A 19157-nucleotide genomic window follows, 5' to 3' on the forward strand; every position below is an offset into this window, starting at 1 on the left:
GAGGCGCACCCCACGCTCAGACAGGAACTCGCATGACGTTGAGCGAGAGCGCGGCGGCGCCGGTCGACGAGGTGGTGCTGGAGGCCGTCGGCCTGACCAAGCACTTCCCCGTCCGCAGGCGGCTGCGTGACCTCTTCTCCCGGACGCCGGCCGTCGTGCACGCCGTCGACGACGTATCGTTCGCGCTGCGTCGCGGCCGGGTGACCGCGCTGGTCGGAGAGTCCGGCTCCGGCAAGTCCACCGTGGCGCGGCTGCTGGCCCAGATCCATCCCCGCACCGCCGGCGACATCCGCCTGCACGGCACCTCGACCCGGGTGCGCGGTGGGCGGCGGTTCCGGTCGTACGTGCGGCGGGTCCAACTGATCCTGCAGGACCCGTTCGCCTCGTTGAACCCGGTGCACACCGTCCGCTACCACCTGACCCGGTCGCTGCGGATCCACGGCAACGCCGGGCGCGGCGCGGAGGACCTGGAGGCGGCCCTGGGCAAACTGCTCACCCGGGTGAGCCTCACCCCGCCCGAGCGCTACCTGGACGCGTTCCCGCACGAGCTCTCCGGCGGCCAGCGGCAGCGCGTCGCCATCGCCCGGGCGCTCGGCGCCGACCCGGAGGTGCTCCTCGCCGACGAGCCGGTCTCCATGCTCGACGTCTCGATCCGCCTCGGCGTGCTCAACCTGCTGCAGGACCTCACGCAGCGGCTCGACATCGCCATCCTCTACATCACGCACGACATCGCCTCGGCCCGCTACTTCGCCGACGAGACGATCGTGATGTACGCCGGCCGGATGGTCGAGGGCGGCGACAGCGAGACCGTCACCCAGCGCCCGGCCCACCCGTACACCCGGCTGCTCACCGACTCCGCGCCCGACCCGGAGCGGATCACCGGCGACGGCGCCGGCGCGGCCGCCGGTGCGGACCGCGGTCAGGGCGAGCCGCCGAGCCTCATCGCCCCGCCGTCGGGCTGCCGGTTCCACCCCCGGTGCCCGCACGCCATGCGGCGCTGCACCACCGACCTGCCGCCCCGGCTGGACATCGGCGACCGCCCCGGCCACTGGGCGGCCTGCTGGCTCTACGACCCGGACACCGTCGCCGCCGACGCCCCCGGCTCCGCCGCGCCCGACGCCGACCCGACCGTGCCACCGCCCGCGCCGGCGGTCGCGCGGGACGACACCGCCACCCCGCGGGAGGCACGATGAGATTCCTCCTGCAGCGCACGGCCTTCTACCTGTTCACGGCGTGGGCGGCCATCACGCTCAACTTCTTCATCCCGCGCCTCGTGCCGGGCGACCCGGTGCAGGCCCTCATCTCGCGCAACCAGGGCCGGATCAGCGCCGACGCCATCCAGTCGCTGCGCGTGCTGTTCGGGCTGGACTCGCACGAGAACACCTGGCAGCAGTACCTCGACTACTGGGGGCAGCTGCTCCACGGCGACCTCGGCCTGTCGTTCACCTTCTTCCCCACACCGGTGTCGACGGTGATCGGCGACAGCCTGCCGTGGACGGTCGGCCTGGTCGGCATCACCACGATCATCAGCTTCCTCCTCGGCACCGCGCTCGGCGTCGGCGCCGGGTGGCGGCGCGGCTCCTGGGTCGACGGGCTGCTGCCGGCCACCACGTTCCTGTCCTCGATCCCGTACTTCTGGCTGGGTCTCGTCGCCATCGCCGTGTTCACCGGGCCGGGGAGCTTCTTCCCCTCCTCCGGCGGCTACGAGGCGGGCCTCGTGCCGGCGTTCGACGGGTACTTCATCCCGAGCGCGATCAGACACAGCGTCCTGCCCGCCGCCACCATCCTGGTCTCCTCGATGAGCGGGTGGATCCTCAGCATGCGCAACATGATGGTGACCGTCTCCTCGGAGGACTACATCACCGTCGCCCACGCGAAGGGCCTGTCGGAGCGCCGGGTCGCCCTGAGCTACGCCGCCCGCAACGCGCTGCTGCCGAACGTCTCGGGATTCGCGCTGTCGCTCGGGTTCATCGTCGGCGGCACGCTGCTCGTGGAGATCGTGTTCTCCTACCCGGGCCTCGGATACCAGCTCTTCCAGGCGGTCGGCTACAAGGACTACCCGCTGATGCAGGGGATCTTCCTGATCATCACGATCTCCGTGCTGGTGGCGAACCTGCTCGCCGACGTCGCGTACCTGCTTCTCGACCCGCGGACCCGAAAGAGCTGAGCGATGACCATCTCACCGTCGAGCATCGAGCAGGTCATCCCCGGTCAGGGGGCGATGGCCCAGCCGTCGGCCGCGCCGGGCCGGGCGAAGCGGCGCCGGTTCCGGTTCGTCGCCAACGACAAGGCCGCGACCGGCCTGGTCATCCTGGCCGTCTACTGCCTCTTCGCGGTGATCGGGCCGTGGGTGGCGCCGTACGACCCGGACGCGCGCAGCGCCGACGTGCTGCAGGCGCCGTCGCTGCGGCACTGGTTCGGCACCACCCACCTCGGTCAGGACATCTTCAGCCAGATCCTGGTCGGCGCCCGCAGCGTCATGCTGGTGGGCCTGCTCGCCGGCGTGCTGGCGACGGTCCTCTCCATCCTCATCGGGGTGACCGCCGGCTACCTCGGCGGGATGCCCGACGAGGGCCTGTCGGCGCTGTCCAACGTGTTCCTGGTCATCCCCGCCCTGCCGCTGATCATCATCGTGACGTCGATCGTCGAGCAGGCCAGCGACACGCTGGTCGCGCTCATCATCGGCTGTACGTCGTGGGCGTGGGGCGCCCGCGTGCTGCGCGCCCAGACGCTGTCGCTACGCCGCCGCGACTACGTCGAGGCGGCCCGGGCCACCGGCGAACGGACCTGGCGGATCATCCTGTTCGAGATCCTGCCCAACCTCACCGCGATCATCGCCTCCGGCTTCGTCGGCACCGTCATCTTCGCGGTCATGTCGGAGATCACCCTGGCGTTCATCGGCATCTCGTCGATCTCGTCGTGGAACTGGGGCACCATCCTCTTCTGGGCGCAGGGCCAGCAGGCCCTCGCGCAGGGCGCCTGGTGGTGGTTCGTGCCGGCAGGGTTGGCGATCGCGCTGCTCGGCACCGCCCTCGCCCTGATCAACTTCGGCATCGACGAGTTCGTGAGCCCCCGGCTGCGCAGCGCCGGCAGGACCCGGATCCGCACCGCCGACGGTCGCACCGTACGCATGCGGGTCGGCTTCACCCCCGTGCTGGCCCCGGCCTCCCGCCCGGTGCCGGCCCCCCGAGAGGAGGTCGCACCGTGAGCGCGAGGAGTGCAGCGAAGCGGAGCCCCGCAGTCGCGAACGAAGGGAGGCTCACGTGAGTGATCCGGTGCTGGAGATCCGCGGGCTGCGGGTCGACTACGGGCTCGGCGACGCGGCGGTGCACGCCGTCCGTGACGTGGACCTGACCCTGCACCGCGGCGAGGTGCTGGGCCTGGCCGGGGAGAGCGGCAGCGGCAAGTCCACCCTGGCGTACGGGCTGACCCGACTGCTGCCGCCGCCCGGTGTGGTCAGCGGCGGCCAGGTGGTCTACCACCCGGCCGACGGCCCGCCGGTCGACGTGCTGACCCTCAGCCCGGCGCAGCTGCGGCAGTTCCGCTGGGCGGAGACGTCGATCGTCTTCCAGGGCGCCATGAACTCGCTGAACCCGGTGCACAAGGTCTCCACCCAGCTGCTCGACGTGATCAAGGCGCACGACCCGACCAGCACGGCGGCGGCCCGTCGGGACCGGGCCCGGGAGCTGCTGCGGCTGGTCGGCATCGCCGCCGACCGGCTGGACAGCTACCCGCACCAGCTCTCCGGCGGCATGCGGCAACGCGTCATGATCGCCATGGCGCTGGCCCTGGAGCCGCAGGTCGTCATCATGGACGAGCCGACCACCGCGTTGGACGTGGTGATGCAGCGCCAGATCCTGGGGCAGCTCGCCGAGCTGCGCGAACGGCTGGGCTTCGCGGTGCTGTTCATCACCCACGACCTGTCGCTGCTGGTGGAGTTCTCCGACCGCATCGCGATCATGTACGGCGGCCGGATCGTCGAGGAGGCGCCGGCCCGTCAGCTCTACCGGCGGGCGCTGCACCCGTACACCGACGGGCTGCTGCACTCCTTCCCCGCGTTGCGCGGCCCGCGCCGCGAGCTGACCGGCATCCCGGGCTCCCCGCCGGACCTGCGTGCCATGCCGGACGGGTGCGCGTTCCACCCGCGCTGTCCGAAGGCGTTCGACCCGTGCGACACCCGACTGCCGGCGCTGGGCCCGCCCGGCGACGACGATCCCGGCCGGGCCGTCGCCTGCTGGCTGCACCCGGCCGCCGCGCCGCTCACGCGCTGACCCTGCCCGCCCGACCGACCACCCGCACGACCTGCGAGGAGAACCATGGACACCGAGCTGACCAGCCCGAGGAGCGACGGGACGCGGCACGCCGCCGGACCGGACGGACCGGAGCCGTCGCGGCACGCGGCCGACCCGATCGACAGCCTGCCGCCGACCTTCCGGTGGGGGGTGGCGACCTCGTCGTACCAGATCGAGGGCGCGGTGGCCGAGGACGGCCGCACCCCGTCCATCTGGGACACCTTCTGCCGGGTCCCCGGGGCGGTGGCCAACGGCGACGACGGCGACGTGGCCTGCGACCACTACCACCGGATGCCGGCCGACGTCGCGCTCATCGCGGACCTGGGCCTGGACACGTACCGGTTCTCGGTGGCCTGGCCCCGGGTGCAGCCGGGCGGGCGTGGTCCGGCCAACCCGGCCGGTCTGGCCTTCTACGACCGCCTCGTCGACGAGCTGCTCGGCCGGGGCGTCGACCCGTGGGTGACCCTCTACCACTGGGACCTGCCGCAGGAGCTGGAGGACGCCGGGGGCTGGCCGGTCCGGGACACCGCGTACCGGTTCGCCGACTACGCCGAGCTGGTCTTCGCCCGCCTCGGCGACCGGGTGAAGACCTGGACCACGCTGAACGAGCCGTGGTGCTCGGCGATGCTCGGGTACGCCTACGGCGACCACGCGCCCGGCCGCCGCGACCTCGGCGACGGAATCGCCGCCGTGCACCACCTGCTGCTCGGCCACGGCCTGGCCACCCAGCGGCTGCGGGCGGCGGCGCCCGCGCCGGTCGAGCTGGGCATCACGCTGAACCTGGCGCCGGCCGACCCGGCCACCGACTCCCCGGCCGACCGGGACGCGGCCCGGGCCGCCGACGGGCTGGCCAACCGGATCTACCTGGACCCGCTGTTCCACGGCCGGTACCCGCAGGACGTGCTGGCGGACCTGGCCGCCGAGGGGGTCCGCGTCCCGGTGCGCGACGGCGACCTCGAGGTGATCGCCACGCCGATCGACGTGCTCGGGGTGAACTACTACTTCGGTCAGCTGCACTCCGGGGTGGACGAGCAGGGCCGCGAGCGCGACGAGGGCGGCCGGCCGGTGCGCCGGGTGGTGCCCCGGGACCTGCCCCGCACCGCGATGGGGTGGGAGATCGTGCCGGAGTCCTTCACCGACCTGCTGGTCCGGTTGCACCGGGACTACCCGGGCGTGCCCTTGGTGATCACCGAGAACGGCGCCGCGTTCGACGACCGGCCCGACGAGGACGGCTTCGTCGCCGACGACGACCGGGTCGCGTACCTGACCGAGCACCTGCGGGCGGTGGCCCGCGCCCGGTCGGCCGGGGCGGACGTGCGCGGCTACTTCGCCTGGTCGCTGCTGGACAACTTCGAGTGGGCGTACGGCTACGACAAGCGCTTCGGCATCGTCCGGGTGGACTACGACACCCAGCGGCGTACCCCCAAGCGCAGCGCGCTCTGGTACCGCGACACGGTGCGGCGGGTCCGCGACCGGGCCTGAGCACCGCCCGGCGGGGCGACCGTGGGTGGTCACCCCGCCGGGCCGGGTCCCGCCGGTCAGTCGACCGAGGGTCGGCGACCCCCGTGCGAGGCGATCAACGCGTCCGCGACGATCGTCGCGTCCGCCTCCGCCACCGCTGCCGGGTACTCCGGCAGGAGGTCGTCCCAGACCGGCAGCCACGAGCCGAACAGCTGGGCCTGCCCCTCGGGCCGGGCGAAGAACCAGAGGTGCAGGTGGGCGGCGCCGTCGCCGAAGCGGTAGACGTGGGCCCGCGACACGTGGGCGAGGGCCTGCACGTGGCGGACGATCCGGGTGCTCAACAACCCCAGCTCGGCGGCCAGCTCATCGGGCAGATCCGCCAGGTCGTGGTGGTCGCGGGGATAGAGCATGAGCACCAGCGGTACGCCGACTCCGGTGATCCGGGCCAGCCGCCAGTGGTCGTTGCACCAGATGCCCTGGTCGCGGTCACGGCAGATGCCGCAGTCCGCCGGGTCCTCGCCGCGCCGTGCCGGTTCGGGCAGCACCGGCGGGCGCAGCGGCGCGACGCGCAATCCGTCCTGCGCGAAGGGGCTGATCTCCCAACCGGTCATCCGGGCCAGCGGAAGACGACCCCCGCCGTCAGCGGCGGAGACCGCGTGGTCGTAGAACTCATCCGGTCGTAAGGCCATGATCGGCACCCTAGCGTGATCGTCAGCGGCGCGGGGTCCGGCCGGCCCTTGGCGGCACCTTTTTTCATGTCTTGACACAAGCAGGAGGGGCGGCTTACCTCAATCAGATACATCGATCGGTATGACGGGAGCAGCCATGTTCTCCACCCCCACCCGCCGCGCCCTCCTGGCACTGTGCGTCGCCGCCGGCACCATCGCCCTCTCCCCGCCCCCGGCCGCGCAGGCCGCCGGGGAGAGCGTCGACGTCTGGCTCACCACCACCTCCGACGCCCAGTACTTCGTCAAGACCATCCAGGCCAACGGCACCGCCGCCCAGCAGTGGGTCTGGACGGCCGGCCGGGACCTGGTGAACCCGCAGGCGAACAAGTGCCTCGACATCACCGGCAACACCTCCGCCGACGGCACGAAGACACAGCTGTGGAGCTGCACCGGCGGCGCCAACCAGAAGTGGACCCTGCCCTCCTGAGCGCACCGGCCGGGCCGGCGGGCACCGCCGGCCCGGCGGGCTCAGCGGGACCGCAGCGCCCGGGCGGGGCGGGCGGCGGGCTCGCGGGGCACGCCGCCGTCGCGCAGCAGCCGGGCCATCGGCAGGGTGGCCGCGCCCATCGCGACCGCGTCCGGCCCGAGCCGGCACAGCTCGATCGAGGTCTGCGCGTACGGCTGGCGCAGCGCGTGCCGCGCGGTGGCCTCGCGGATCTGCGGCAGCCGCCGCTCGCCCAGGGCCAGCCCGGCCCAGCCGCCCAGCACCACCCGTTCCGGGTTGAACAGGTTCACCAGGTTCGCCACCCCGGCGCCCAGGTAGCCGACCGTCTCGTCGAGCACCTTCTCCGCCGTCCGCCCGGTCGCGCGCAGCAGCTCACCGAAGGCGGTCTCCTCGTCGCCACCGGGAGCCGGGCGACCCCGGTTGGCCTGGCGGTACCGGTCGAGCACCCCCTCCGCCCCGACGTACGCCTCCAGGCAGCCGAGGTTGCCGCAGCGACAGCGCCGGCCCCCGTACACCAGGGTGGTGTGCCCCCACTCCCCGGCGCTGCTGTGCGCGCCCCGGTAGCTGACCCCGTCGGCCACCACGCAGGCGCCGACGCCGGAGCCGACCAGGGCGATCACCGCGTGCCGCACCCCCCGGCCGGCGCCGAACCACATCTCGGCCTGGCCGAGGGTCTTCGCGCCGTTGTCGACGTGCACCGGGACGGTGGTGCCGGCGCGCAGCATCGCGCCGAGCGGGACGCCCTCCCAGCCCAGGGTCTGTGCGTGCACCACGGCGTCGGCGGTGCGCTCGACGGTGCCGGAGACCGCAACGCCGAAGCCGAGCACCGCGCCGGGGTCGACGCCGGCCTGCTCGGTCACCGCGTCCAGGCCGTGCAGCAGGTGCCGGGCCACGTCGCCCGGGTCCGGCTCGGCCGCGGCGATCGGGTACTCGGCCTTGGCCAGCGCGGTCATCGCCAGGTCGAAGAGCTCGACCTGCACCCGGGTCTCGCCGACGTCGGCGCCGACCAGGTAGCCGAAGCCGGGGGCGACCCGCAGCAGCACCCGGGGCCGACCGCCGTCGGACTCGACCGAGCCGGCCTCCTCGACCAGCCCCTCGCCGATCATCTCGCCGACCAGGTTGCTCACGCTGGCCAGGCTCAGCGCGGTGTGCTGGCCCAGCTCGTGCCGGCTCAGCGGCCCGTCCAACCAGATCCGGCTGAGCAGCACCGACCGGTTGGCCCGGCGCATGTCCCGCACCGTGGTGCGTCTGGCGTCCACGTCCCGCGCGTCCTCTCCCCGGCCGTCGGGCGGCCGCATCCACAGCGTGAAACAAGTGCTGACAGAGTACTGCGCATTTACATTTAACAAAGTTAACTGATAACCTCCGCCGCATCGACGAGGAGGTATGTCATGCGAATTCGACGCGGGCTGACCGCGCTGCTCGGCGGGACCATGCTGCTCGCCGCCACCGCCCTGCCGGCCGCCACCGGCTTCGCCGCCACCGCCGGGACCACGGCGCTGGTCTCCTGTGCCGGCGTACCGGCCTGGGCCGAGGGGGTGACCTGGACGGCCGGCAGCCGGGCCGGTTACGCCGGACGGCTCTACCAGGCGCTGGTGACCCACACCCCGCCGGCCGGCGCCGGCTGGACCCCGCCGGCCACCCCGGCGCTCTGGACCGACCTCGGCGCCTGCGACGGCGGCGGCACCCCGTCGCCCACCCCCTCCACCACCGCGCCCTCCCCCGGTCCGTCGCCGACGCCCACCACCTCCCCCTCCCCCACCACGTCGCCGACGCCGACCACCCCGCCGTCGCCGACCGTCCCGCCGACGCCCACCCCGACCGGCACCACCGCGCCGCCCGGCGGGGACACCTGCGCGCTGAAGCCGCGCCCCGCCGGCAAGGTGCTGCAGGGCTACTGGGAGAACTGGGACGGCGCGGCCAACGGCGTGCACCCGGGGCTCGGCTGGATCCCGATCAGCGACGCGCGCATCCCCGGGCACGGCTACAACGTGGTGACCGCCGCCTTCCCGGTGATCCGCGCCGACGGCACCGTGCTCTGGGAGGACGGCATGGACGCCGGCGTGAAGGTGCCCACCCCCGCCGACGTGTGCCGGGCCAAGGCGGCCGGGCTCACCGTGCTGCTCTCCATCGGCGGCGCGACCGCCGGAATCGACCTCGGCTCCAGCGCGGTCGCCGACCGGTTCGTCGCCACCGTCGTGCCGATCCTCAAGCGGTACAACTTCGACGGCATCGACATCGACATCGAGACCGGGCTCAGCGGCAGCGGGAACATCGGCCAGCTCTCCACCTCGCAGGCGAACCTGGTGCGCATCATCGACGGGGTGCTGGCCCAGATGCCGGCGGGCTTCGGCCTCACCATGGCCCCGGAGACCGCGTACGTGACCGGCGGCAGCGTCACCTACGGCTCGATCTGGGGCGCGTACCTGCCGATCGTGAAGCGGTACGCCGACAACGGGCGGCTCTGGTGGCTGAACATGCAGTACTACAACGGCAGCATGTACGGCTGCGCCGGTGACTCGTACGCCGCCGGCACCGTGGCGGGCTTCGTCGCGCAGACCGACTGCCTCAACGCCGGCCTGGTCGTGCAGGGCACCACCATCCGGGTCCCGTACGACAAGCAGGTCCCCGGCCTGCCCGCGCAGCCCGGCGCCGGCGGCGGCTACCTGGCCCCGGCGTCGGTGGCGCAGGCGTGGAACACCTACCGGGGCGGCCTCAAGGGGCTGATGACCTGGTCGATCAACTGGGACGGTTCGAAGGGCTGGACCTTCGGCGACAACGTCCGGACCCTGCAGGGCCGGTGAGCCACGGTGGGCCCCGCCGCCGCGACGGGGCCCACCGTCACCGCCCGGTCAACCAGTCCCGCACGGCGGCGTAGTCCCCGTCGGTGAGCCCGCGCGCCGGATCCACCCGGTACGCCAGCACCGGGGCCGGGTGGTGGACCGCCAGCCAGGACCGGTCGGCCGGGCCGATCTCGTCGTCGAGCCAGACGAACGGCCGGTCCCCGGCCCAGCCGGACAGCGTGCGGGTCTTCCAGTGCAGCCCGCCCGCCGGATCGTCGTCCGGCCAGTCCACCACCGGCAGCTCGGGCAGGCCCAGCCGGCGGCCGACCACGTCGTTCGCCTCCGTCGACCAGGTGGTCGCCCAGACCAGGTCGCCCGGCAGCGCCCAGAGCCGGGACCCGTGCCGCGGGTCCAGCCGGGCCAGCAGCGGATTGCCGGCCCCGGCGGCGGGCCGCGCCGCGCCCGCGCCGAACGGGATCAGCGGACCGTCGACGTCGAGGAAGATCAGTGGACGCACGGACATCCGGCGACCCTAACCGCCCGCTCACCGGTCGGACGGGGCCGGTCGGCTCGTGGTTGACTGCCCCGCATGGAGCTGCGCGTCGGGGCACGGGACCTGCCGGCCACCCCTGGACCTGCCGACCGGACCGGTGCGCGGCGGCCTCGCCGTGCTGCACGGCTCGCACGCCGAGCAACGATCCTGGTTCCTCTACGCCCACCTGGCCCGGCTGCTGCCGCCGGCCGGGATCGCCGTGCTGCGCTACGACCGGCGGCCCCGGGTGGACGGGCACGACGTGCCGTTGACCGCACAGGCCGACGACGCCGCAGCCGCCCTGGACCTGCTGCGCGGGTACGTCGGTGACGCGCCGGTCGGGCTGTGGGGGTTCAGCCAGGGATCCTGGGCGGCGGCGGTGACCGCCGCCCGGCACCCCGTGGACTTCCTGCTGCTCGTGGGGTCCAGCGGGGTCAGCCCGGCCGTGCAGATGCGCTACGGCACCGCCGAGCAACTGCGCCGGCACGGGTACGGCGACGCCGACCTGGCCGAGCTGGACCGGCTGCGCCGGCTCGCGGAGGCGTACCTGCGCGGCCAGCTGCCGCGCGCGGTCGCCCAGGCGGAACTCGACGTCGCCGTCACCCGACCCTGGTTCCCGCTGGTGTACCTGCCACCCGAGCTGCCCGAGCCGGGGTCCTGGGCGGACCTGGACTTCGACCCGGAGCCGGTCTTCGCCCGGTCGCGCTGCCCGGTGTTGCTCTGCTACGGCGAGACCGACGCGTGGACGCCCATCGACGCGAGCGTGGCGGCCTGGCGGCGGGCCCGGGGCGACGGTGACCTGACGGTGGCCCGGCTGGCCGGCTGCGACCACGCGCCCACCCTGGGCGAGGGCGACACCGCCGCGAGCATCAGCGGGCAGTACGAGCGGGTGCTGCTCGAGTGGCTCGACGAACGGCTGCCGGCCGGGCGCTGACGCGAGACGCCTGGCGCCGGGCCGGCACACCGCCGGCCCGGCCGCCGGCCGTCAGCCCTGCCGACGCTGGCAGGGCACGCAGAAGCGGGCGTGCGGCAGGACCGCCAGGCGTTCCGGCGGGATCGCCGTGGCGCACCGCTCGCAGCTGCCGTAGCGACCCTCGGCGATGCGGCGCAGCGCGTCACCGAGCTGCCCCAGGCTCTGCCGGGTGGCGGCGATCAGCGCGGCGCGGGTGTGCGCCTCGCCCGGGTCGCCGGTGTCGGCGGTCAGCTCGGTGAGCCGGGCGCTCTGCGCCTCGAACTCGGTGCTCAGGCTGGCCCGCAGCTGCGCGAGTCGCTGCTGGTCGCGCTCGGCTCGGATGTCCGTACCCATGCCCTGGTCCTCCTCGGAAAAAGAAAAAGGGCCGAAGCCGGATGGCTTCGCCCTGGTGGCCGTCGGGATGTCCGGGGAGGTCCGGCGGGCCACGGTCGGTGGGGATCGGGCTCGGCAGGCCGTGGGTCGGCGCGGCGGCCCGGGGGTCGCGGGCAGACGTCGTCGCCGCCGCGGTGGCGGCGGTGCCGATCTGCTGCCCGGCCCGGAACATGCGGCCCACCATAGGCGAGCCGGCCCGGGGAACCAAGGCATTTGCGCCGGCCGACGCGGGTGGTCAGTCGGTCGGCGTGTCCGGCCCGGGCGGGGCCACCCAGCTCGGGTGCTCCTGAACGAACGCGGCGACGGTGTCGTGCCGGACCGCCCGCAGCAGCTCCATGCTGGTCGGGCTGAGGATCTCGGCGCTGCCCACCCCGGGCACCGCGCGGCTGTTGAAGCTGCCGCCGTTGGTCCGGATGGTGGTGATCGCGTCCGGCCCGATGCCGCGCAGGGCGAACGCCCAGTCCTCCAGCGGGATGCCGCCGTCGTCGACGGTCATGGTCCGGCCGACCGCGGTGAGCAGCCCGGGCAGCTTCGTCGGCGAGTTCAGCCCGTCGGTCATCACCCGGTGCAGCACCGCCTTGAGGAACTGCTGCTGGTGGCGCTGGCGGCCGTAGTCGTAGTCGTTGTCGGCCAGCAGGTCCCGCTGGCGGACGAAGTCGAGCGCCTCGGTGGGGTTCAGGCAGTGGTTGCCCTGGCGGTAGATGTTCGGGGTGACCCCGGGGATCTTGTTGTGCAGCGTGCCGTCCGGGTTGATCTTGTAAGGGGCCGCCGGCCGACCGTTCCGGTCGTGCCCGATGTGGATCGAGGTGGTGGTCTCGTCGACGTAGAGGCAGACCGAGCCGAGCACCTGGACGATCTGCCTGAAGCCCTGGAAGTCGACGATCGCCCCGGCGTCCGGGGTGATCCCGGTCAGGTCCCGCACCGTCAGGGCGAGCAGCTCGAACCCGTGCGAGAGCGCCGCCGCCCCGCTGAGCCCCCGGCTGCCGAAGGCGAACGCTGCGTTGATCTTGTTCTTGCCGCCCCGGTACGGCGTGGCGCCGTTGTCGTACGCGGGGATGTCGACCAGCGAGTCGCGCGGCAGCGAGACCAGGTACGCCCGGGTGTGGTCGGCCGGGATGTGCACCAGGATGATCGAATCCGACCGGGTCAGCTGGTCGGCGTCCTGGTGCGGCCGGGTGTCCACGCCCACCAGCAGGATGTTCTTCGCCCCGGTGATCGTGCGGTGCTGCCGGGACGCCGCCGCCGAACCGAGCAGGTTCTGCCGGGTGACCTTGCTGGTCGCGGCGTGCAGCAGGAACTGGCTGCCGCCGAGGGCCACGCCGCTGAGCGTCATCAGGGCCGCGCCGACCCCCAGGAACCAGCGCGCCCAGCGCGGCCCCCGACGACGGGCGGGCACGACCGGCGCGCCGGTCCGGCGGGACGGCACGATGGCGTGCGGCACGGGTTGCCTCCTGCGACGGGTGGCCGGGCGGAACCAGGGTATGCGCCCGACAGCCGTCCCGGCGTACCCGAAAGCTGTGAATCGGCTGGTAGCGCCGGAACTTCCCGGGCCGTTCAGGCGCCGACCAGCGGCCGGTCACCGCAGCGCCACACCCGCTCGCGAGCGTACTATGACATAGACCACCATCTTTGAGAGGGAGCTCTGTCATGCGGTTCCGACGGCTCGTCGCGCCGGTGCTCCTCGCACTCGCGGCAACCCTGGCCCTCCCCGCGGTCCCCGCCTCCGCCGCGCTGCCCACGTACGACCACATCGTGGTGCTGATCGAGGAGAACCACTCCGCCGCCGAGGTCATCGGCAGCGCCAGCGCCCCGTACCTGACCTCGCTGGCCACCAACGGGGCGAACATGACCCAGTCGTACGCGGTGACCCATCCCAGCGAGCCGAACTACCTCGCGCTCTACTCCGGCTCCACGCAGGGCCTCACCGACGACTCCTGCCCGCACACGTACAGCGGCGAGAACCTGGGTCACCAGCTGCTCGCGGCCGGGCGCAGCTTCGCCGGCTACTCGCAGACGATGCCCTCGGCCGGCTACACCGGGTGCACCTACGGCCGGTACGCCCGCAAGCACAACCCCTGGGTGAACTTCACCAACGTGCCCGCCTCGGCCAACCTGCGCTTCGCGGACTTCCCCACCAGCTACGCGAACCTGCCGAAACTGTCCTTCGTGGTGCCCGACCTCTGCTACGACATGCACGACTGCTCGGTGTCCACCGGCGACACCTGGGTGAAGAACAACCTCGGCGCGTACGCCACCTGGGCGAAGGCGAACAACAGCCTGCTGGTGGTCACCTTCGACGAGGACGACCGGAGCGCGGGCAACAAGATCCCGACGATCTTCTCCGGCGCGCACGTCGCCACCGGCACCTACAGCGAACGGATCACCCACTACACCGTGCTGCGCACGCTGGAGAGCCTCACCGGCGTGGGCTGCACGGGCAACTCCTGCGCGGTCAGCCCGGTCAGCGACATCTGGAACTGAGGCGTCCCGCCGCGCCCGGGCCGGGACGTCCGCGTCCCGGCCCGCGTGCACCGGCCGGCCCGACCGGTCACCCGGCCAGCCACGCGCGGATCTCGGCGCCGTGCTCGTCCAGCCCGGGCGGCGGCAGGCGGTAGGCCGGCGGCGAGGCCGAGAAGCCGATCGGGTGCCGGACGCCGGGCACCCCGCCGGCGTCGACGACCGGGTGCAGACCCAGCTCCCGGGCCAGCGCGACTCCCTGGTCGAGGGTGTTGACCGGACTGCACGGCACGCCCGCCGCCCGCAGGTCCCGCAGCCACTCGGCGCTGCCCCGGCGACCCAACCGGTCCACCAGCAGCGGGAGCAGCGCGGCCCGGTGGGCGGTGCGGTCCCGGTTGTGCCGGAACCGCGGGTCGTCGGCCAGCTCCGGGACCCCGAGCACCCCGCAGAGGATACGGAACTGACCGTCGTTGCCGGCGATCACGACCAGCTCGCCGTCGGCGGTGGGCAGCGGCTCGTACGGCACGATGCTCGGGTGGGCGTTGCCCATCCGGTACGGCACCACCCCGCCGGCCAGGTACGCGCTGGCGTGGTTCACCAGGCCGGACAGCGCGGAGGAGAGCAGGTCCACCTCGACGTGCTGGCCGACCCCGGTCCGCTCGCGGTGCCGCAGCGCGGCCAGCACCCCGACCGCCGCGTGCAGCCCGGCGAGCACGTCGAGCACCGCCACCCCGGCCTTGTACGGCGGTCCGTCCGGCTCGCCGGTCAGGCTCATCAGCCCGGAGGCGGCCTGCGCCATCAGGTCGTACCCGGGCAGGTCGGCACCGCCCGTCGCGCCGAAACCGCTGATCGAGGCGTACACGATGCGGGGGTTGGTGGCGGCGACGGCGGCGTGGTCGAGGCCGAAGCGGCGCAGCGCGCCCGGCCGGAAGTTCTGGATCATGACGTCGGCGCGCGCGGCGAGCCGCCGGGCCAGCGCCAGGTCGCCGGGCTCGGTGAGGTCCAGCACGACCGCGCGCTTGTTGCGGTTGACGCCGAGGTAGTAGGTGGCCACGCCGTCGCGCTCCGGCGGCGCCCAGCCGCGGGTGTCGTCGCCGCCGGGGCCCTCCACCTTGACCACGTCCGCGCCCAGGTCGGCCAGGAGCATGGTGGCGTACGGGCCGGCCAGCACCCGGGAGAAGTCCGCGACGAGCACCCCGGCCAGCGGCCCGGTCGGCTCCGTTCCCACGCCCGCTCCCCTCCGCCGTGGCTGCCCCGGTGGTCACCATGGCACACGGCGGGCGCGGGCACCGCCCCCGGTCGGGTCAGTCCGGCTGGCCGGCGGCGGCCCGGCGGACCATCCGGCGGGCCTCGTCGGCGGGCACGCCGGTGGCCCGCAGCAGGTCGTTCGCGGCGGTGCGCAGCTGCGACACCACGATCGTGCCGGAGAAGCCGATCTCCTGCCGGCAGGCCGCCCCGGCCGCCCGGACCGCGGTGAGCACCCGCGCCCGGGCCGCCGTCGGCTCCCGGGCGGCGAGGAACTCCCGGTGCAGCAGCCGGACCGCCGCACCGAAGTGCGTCACGGCCACCGGCAGGTCGGCCGGCACCGGCTCCCGGTCGCGCAGGGCGGTGCCGATCCGGCGGACCAGGGCCCGACTGTTGCGGAACGCCCGGTCCATGTGCTCGGCGCCCCGCCGGTACGCGGCCAGCGCCCGGCGGTGCCGCCGGCGCACCGGCGACAGCCGCACCACCTCGTCGGCGGCGTCGACCATCTCGCCGATCCGGTCCAGTTCGCCCTCGGCGGCCCGCATCCGGTGCAGCACCCGCTCGGCGGCCCCGGCGTCTCCGGCGGCCAGCGCCGCCGCCGAGGCGGCCAGCTCGTCGGCGAAGGTGTCCAGCGCCGGGTCGGCCACCCGGCGCACTGTGCGCAGCGGGTTGAGCGGGGCGAGCACCAGCACCACCAGCAGCCCGACGATCCCGCCGACCAGCGCGTTGACGGTCCGGGGCAGCTCCAGGTCCGGCGAGACCGGGGTGAGCGTGGCGACCAGCACCGCCGTACCGCCGGCCTGGGTGACCAGCGCGCCCGGGCCCCGGACCAGCACGGCGGCGCTGATCGCCAGGAAGACCACCACGCCGGTCTGCCAGGGCCCGGTGCCCAGGGCCAGGATCAGCAGGTCACCGACGACGATGCCGAGGACCACCCCGATCACCAGCTCGACGGTGCGCCGGGCCCGGTTGTTCAGCGCGGCGGCGATGACACCGACCGCGGCGGCGGGCGCGAACGTCGGGTCCGGGTTGCCCAGCACCTCCCGCGCCACCAGCCAGGCCAGCGCGGCCGCCAGACCGGCCTGCACCGCCACGATGAGGTACGTGCGCAGCCGCCGCCGGCTGTCCCGGACCGCCGCGCGGACCCGGTCGGTGGCCTGTCCCATGCGCGCGTCTACCCGGCGGGCGTGGTCGGCGAACCTCAGCCGGGGTACGCCATGGTGCCGGTCAGCGCCACCACGCCGGGCAGCCGGGTGTCCTGGCGCAGGAACTGCACCACCACCGGCACCGGGGAGCGCAGCACGCAGCCGTACGGGCGGTCCAGCCGGACCGCCTCCGGGTCGATCAGGTCGTTGATGCGTACGTGCCGGACCCGGCGCGCCCCCACCAGCAGCCGGTACGGCCCGACCGGCTCGGTGTCCTCGTAGTAGACCTCAAGGCTCAGCTCGGCCTCCTGGTCGCCGGTGTTGAGCACGCAGAGCTGGTCGAAGCCGGTGAAGGCCGGCTCCGGCCCGTGTGCCGGGAAGGGCACGTGCCCGCCGGGGACGACCCACGTGCGGGCGCCGAGTCCGGCCATCACCCCTCCTCCAGCAGCCGGGCCAGGTCGGGGGTGAGGAACACCCCGTCCGGGTCGAGGCGGCGGCGCACGGCCCGGAAGTCGTCCCAGCGTGGGTAGAGCGGACGCAGCTCCCGGGCGGTGAGCCAGTGCTTCTTGCCCCAGTGCGGCCGGCCCCCGTACTGCCGGAAGACCGCTTCCATGTCCCGGAAGTACTCCTCGTACGGCAGCGAGGTGTTCTGCAGGCAGGCGATGGTGGTGGTGGGCCGCCCGTACGCGTTGCTCAGCCAGATGTCGTCGGGCGCGATGGTGCGCACCAGCACCCGCCAGCCGGCGACCCGGCGGTGGCGGTCCCGGATCCGGCGGCGGACCTCGGCGAAGCAGGCCGGGAACGCCTCCGACGGCAGCATGTACTCGATCTCCTCGAAGCGCAGCTCCCGGTGCCGGGGGATGGTCCGGTGGGTGGGCCCGACCCGGTTCTCCCGGGCCGGCCCGGCCGGCGTCCGCGCCCCGTCCCAGGCCGGTACGCCGCCCGCCTCGTCGGTACGGTTGAGCACCCGGATCTGGGTCCGGTCGCTGCGCGGGTACCAGTAGAAGTCCATGTTGCGGTTGGTGTGCTGGAGCTCGGCCAGGTGGTCGAGGGTCCAGTCGACGTGCGCGCACCAGGAGCGGCGGCGCAGCTCGTAGCGGGGCTGCACGTCGAGGGTGACCCGGGTGACGATGCCGAGCGCGCCGAGCGAGAGCCGCGCGGCGGGCAGCAGCTCGGGGTGGTGCTCCGGGTCGATGTCGAGCGTCTCGCCGGTCCCGGTGACCAGGCGGACGCCGGTGAGCTGGGTGCTGAGGTTGCCGAAGCCGAGTCCGGTGCCGTGGGTGCCGGTCGCGGTGGCCCCGGCGATCGACTGGTAGTCGACGTCGCCCAGGTTGTCCATCGCCAGCCCCGCGTCGTACAGGCCCTCGCCGAGCGCGCGCAGCCGGGTGCCGCCCCGGACGGTGGCCCGGTCCCCGTCGCCGGTGACCACCCCGGCGTGCCGGTCGAGGCTGACCAGGATCCCGTCGGTACGCACCAGCGGGCTGGACGAGTGCCCGGAGCCGACCGGCCGGACCGTCAGGCCGGACTCCCGGGCCCGGCGGACGAGGGCGCGGACCTCCTCCTCGTCGGCCGGCTCGGCGTACTCGGCCGGGGTGAAGGAGAGGCTGCCGGACCAGTTGGTGAACGTCCCCGCCACGCGCCCCTCCCCCCGTCGTCGCGGCGCTTACCCGCCGCCGGCCGGGGTAGTCACCGGGCGTTCAGGCGACCACCAGCTGCCACGGCTCCGGGATCCGGGCGGCCAGCCGGGGCTTGTGGTCGGCCCACCAGCGCACCGAGCGGACCAGCGTGTCGCCCGGGTCGAGCACCGGCCGGGTCGGCTCGAACGGCTTGCCGAGGCTGGTGTAGCTCTCGAACATGCCGAGCAGCTGCACCACCTGCAACTGCACCTCCGACAGGTGCTCCTCGGCCAGCGGCAGGAAGAACCGGTGCCAGCGACGGGTGGGGATGAACGGCGGGGCCGTGATCGGCGCGATGCCGCGTTCGGCCCGCCACTCGTTCAGCGTGCCGCAGACCAGGTCCAGCAGCTCGGACAGGCGCAGGCAGTTCGCCCCGCCCGCGATCACCTCGGTCCGCGCCTCGGTCGGCGGCGCGCCGGTCACCGCCGCCCGCACCACCTCGGCGACCTGGTCCACCGGGGCCAGCTCCGCGTACCCGTCGGGGTCGCCCACCACGGCGGCGGCGAGCCCGGAGACCAGCGTCTGCATGAGCGTGTACGGGCCGGTGAACCGGCCGATCGCGCCGTCGGCGCGGCTGCCGATGATCAGCGGCGGGCGGACCACGGTCAGCGGCCCCGGGTGCCGGTCCCGGACCAGCCGCTCGCACTCGGCCTTCGACCACTCGTAGCCGTTGCGGTAGCGACCGAAGGCCGACGGCGCGGGCAGCTCGGCCGGGTCGGCGCCGTCGGCGTACGCGGTGGACAGGTGCACCAGGTGGGTCCGCTCGTCGGCGAGCCCCAGCACGGCCTCCAGTGGCGCGACGTTGGCCGCCAACGCCTCCGCGCGGCTCATGCTCCACCGGGTCGACGCGGCGGTGTGCACGATGACGTCCCACCGGCCGTGGACCTGCTCGGGCGGCGGCTGCGCGCCGAGCGTCCAGGCGACCTCACCGGGCCCGGTGGGGCGGCGGGTGACGGCGGTGAGCGCCAGGTCCGGGCCGAGTCCGGCCAACGACCGCAGCACGTCCCGGCCGACGACGCCGGTGGATCCGGTGATCAGGACACGCACG

General features: G+C 74.0%; 19 protein-coding genes. 9 read left to right on the plus strand and 10 right to left on the minus strand.

The annotated features are described in order from the left end of the window. Window positions 1-32 precede the first annotated feature (32 nt). From GA0070611_RS08460 to GA0070611_RS08480, 5 genes are read left to right on the plus strand one after another with little or no spacing between them, the layout of a single operon-like run. Window positions 33-1193 carry an ABC transporter ATP-binding protein gene (locus GA0070611_RS08460; protein ID WP_091660399.1) on the plus strand — a complete coding sequence of 387 codons (1161 nt, stop codon included), beginning with the start codon at window positions 33-35 and terminating at the stop codon, window positions 1191-1193. Beyond that, window positions 1190-2167, plus strand: coding sequence for an ABC transporter permease (locus GA0070611_RS08465; protein WP_091660403.1), 978 nt, complete (start codon window positions 1190-1192; stop codon window positions 2165-2167). The genes GA0070611_RS08460 and GA0070611_RS08465 overlap by 4 nt, the downstream gene beginning before the upstream one ends. A 3-nt stretch (window positions 2168-2170) precedes the next feature. Continuing rightward, on the plus strand, window positions 2171-3208 hold the full coding sequence (locus GA0070611_RS08470) for an ABC transporter permease (protein ID WP_197675884.1): 1038 nt from the start codon (window positions 2171-2173) through the stop codon (window positions 3206-3208). Between the two features lie 55 nt (window positions 3209-3263). Further along, window positions 3264-4271 carry an ABC transporter ATP-binding protein gene (locus tag GA0070611_RS08475; RefSeq protein WP_091660406.1) on the plus strand — a complete coding sequence of 336 codons (1008 nt, stop codon included), beginning with the start codon at window positions 3264-3266 and terminating at the stop codon, window positions 4269-4271. Between the two features lie 45 nt (window positions 4272-4316). Beyond that, the gene (locus tag GA0070611_RS08480; protein ID WP_231921373.1) at window positions 4317-5774 is read left to right on the plus strand and encodes a GH1 family beta-glucosidase; all 1458 of its coding nucleotides are present in this window, start codon (window positions 4317-4319) and stop codon (window positions 5772-5774) included. Between the two features lie 56 nt (window positions 5775-5830). On the opposite strand, the gene GA0070611_RS08485 is transcribed toward GA0070611_RS08480, so the two are convergent. Then, window positions 5831-6442 carry a hypothetical protein gene (locus tag GA0070611_RS08485; protein WP_091672656.1) on the minus strand — a complete coding sequence of 204 codons (612 nt, stop codon included), beginning with the start codon at window positions 6440-6442 and terminating at the stop codon, window positions 5831-5833. Window positions 6443-6578: 136 nt separating this feature from the next. On the opposite strand from GA0070611_RS08485, the gene GA0070611_RS08490 reads away from it, so the two are divergent. Then, window positions 6579-6908 (plus strand): RICIN domain-containing protein, encoded by a 330-nt coding sequence (locus GA0070611_RS08490; protein ID WP_231921374.1) that lies wholly within the window; start codon window positions 6579-6581, stop codon window positions 6906-6908. A gap of 41 nt (window positions 6909-6949) precedes the next feature. On the opposite strand, the gene GA0070611_RS08495 is transcribed toward GA0070611_RS08490, so the two are convergent. After that, window positions 6950-8185, minus strand: coding sequence for an ROK family protein (locus GA0070611_RS08495; protein ID WP_091660414.1), 1236 nt, complete (start codon window positions 8183-8185; stop codon window positions 6950-6952). Window positions 8186-8317: 132 nt separating this feature from the next. Between GA0070611_RS08495 and GA0070611_RS08500 the strand changes: the two genes are divergently transcribed. After that, window positions 8318-9730 (plus strand): glycosyl hydrolase family 18 protein, encoded by a 1413-nt coding sequence (locus GA0070611_RS08500; protein WP_091660418.1) that lies wholly within the window; start codon window positions 8318-8320, stop codon window positions 9728-9730. Window positions 9731-9767: 37 nt separating this feature from the next. Here GA0070611_RS08500 and GA0070611_RS08505 read toward each other — a convergent pair whose 3' ends face one another. Next, entirely contained in the window at window positions 9768-10232 is a 465-nt protein-coding gene (locus GA0070611_RS08505; protein WP_091660422.1) for an HAD domain-containing protein, read from the minus strand. 127 nt (window positions 10233-10359) lie between these two features. Between GA0070611_RS08505 and GA0070611_RS08510 the strand changes: the two genes are divergently transcribed. Next, a complete protein-coding gene (locus GA0070611_RS08510; protein ID WP_231921375.1) occupies window positions 10360-11175 on the plus strand; it encodes an alpha/beta hydrolase family protein in 816 nt (271 codons plus the stop codon). Window positions 11176-11226: 51 nt separating this feature from the next. Here the strand turns inward: GA0070611_RS08510 and GA0070611_RS08515 are convergent, their stop codons facing one another. Continuing rightward, window positions 11227-11547, minus strand: coding sequence for a TraR/DksA family transcriptional regulator (locus GA0070611_RS08515; RefSeq protein ID WP_091660427.1), 321 nt, complete (start codon window positions 11545-11547; stop codon window positions 11227-11229). A 274-nt stretch (window positions 11548-11821) separates the two neighbouring features. Further along, complete coding sequence (locus GA0070611_RS08520; RefSeq protein ID WP_231921376.1) at window positions 11822-13027, minus strand: LCP family protein; 1206 nt, start codon at window positions 13025-13027, stop codon at window positions 11822-11824. Window positions 13028-13233: 206 nt separating this feature from the next. Between GA0070611_RS08520 and GA0070611_RS08525 the strand changes: the two genes are divergently transcribed. Then, window positions 13234-14067: an alkaline phosphatase family protein gene (locus GA0070611_RS08525; protein ID WP_091660430.1), complete on the plus strand. Its 834-nt coding sequence runs from the start codon at window positions 13234-13236 to the stop codon at window positions 14065-14067. A 67-nt stretch (window positions 14068-14134) separates the two neighbouring features. Here GA0070611_RS08525 and GA0070611_RS08530 read toward each other — a convergent pair whose 3' ends face one another. From GA0070611_RS08530 to GA0070611_RS08550, 5 genes are all read right to left on the minus strand, one after another. Next, entirely contained in the window at window positions 14135-15271 is a 1137-nt protein-coding gene (locus tag GA0070611_RS08530; RefSeq protein ID WP_091660434.1) for a CaiB/BaiF CoA transferase family protein, read from the minus strand. A gap of 76 nt (window positions 15272-15347) precedes the next feature. Beyond that, complete coding sequence (locus tag GA0070611_RS08535; RefSeq protein ID WP_091660437.1) at window positions 15348-16454, minus strand: FUSC family protein; 1107 nt, start codon at window positions 16452-16454, stop codon at window positions 15348-15350. A gap of 35 nt (window positions 16455-16489) precedes the next feature. Next, window positions 16490-16864 carry a sensory rhodopsin transducer gene (locus GA0070611_RS08540; RefSeq protein ID WP_231921377.1) on the minus strand — a complete coding sequence of 125 codons (375 nt, stop codon included), beginning with the start codon at window positions 16862-16864 and terminating at the stop codon, window positions 16490-16492. Then, the gene (locus GA0070611_RS08545; RefSeq protein ID WP_091660443.1) at window positions 16864-18069 is read right to left on the minus strand and encodes a D-arabinono-1,4-lactone oxidase; all 1206 of its coding nucleotides are present in this window, start codon (window positions 18067-18069) and stop codon (window positions 16864-16866) included. Before GA0070611_RS08545 ends, GA0070611_RS08540 begins: the two co-directional genes overlap by 1 nt. A 61-nt stretch (window positions 18070-18130) precedes the next feature. Next, window positions 18131-19156, minus strand: a complete 1026-nt coding sequence (locus GA0070611_RS08550; RefSeq protein ID WP_091660448.1) for an SDR family oxidoreductase — start codon at window positions 19154-19156, stop codon at window positions 18131-18133. Window position 19157: the final 1 nt, after the last annotated feature.

Source organism: Micromonospora auratinigra, assembly GCF_900089595.1.
Lineage (GTDB): Bacteria > Actinomycetota > Actinomycetes > Mycobacteriales > Micromonosporaceae > Micromonospora > Micromonospora auratinigra.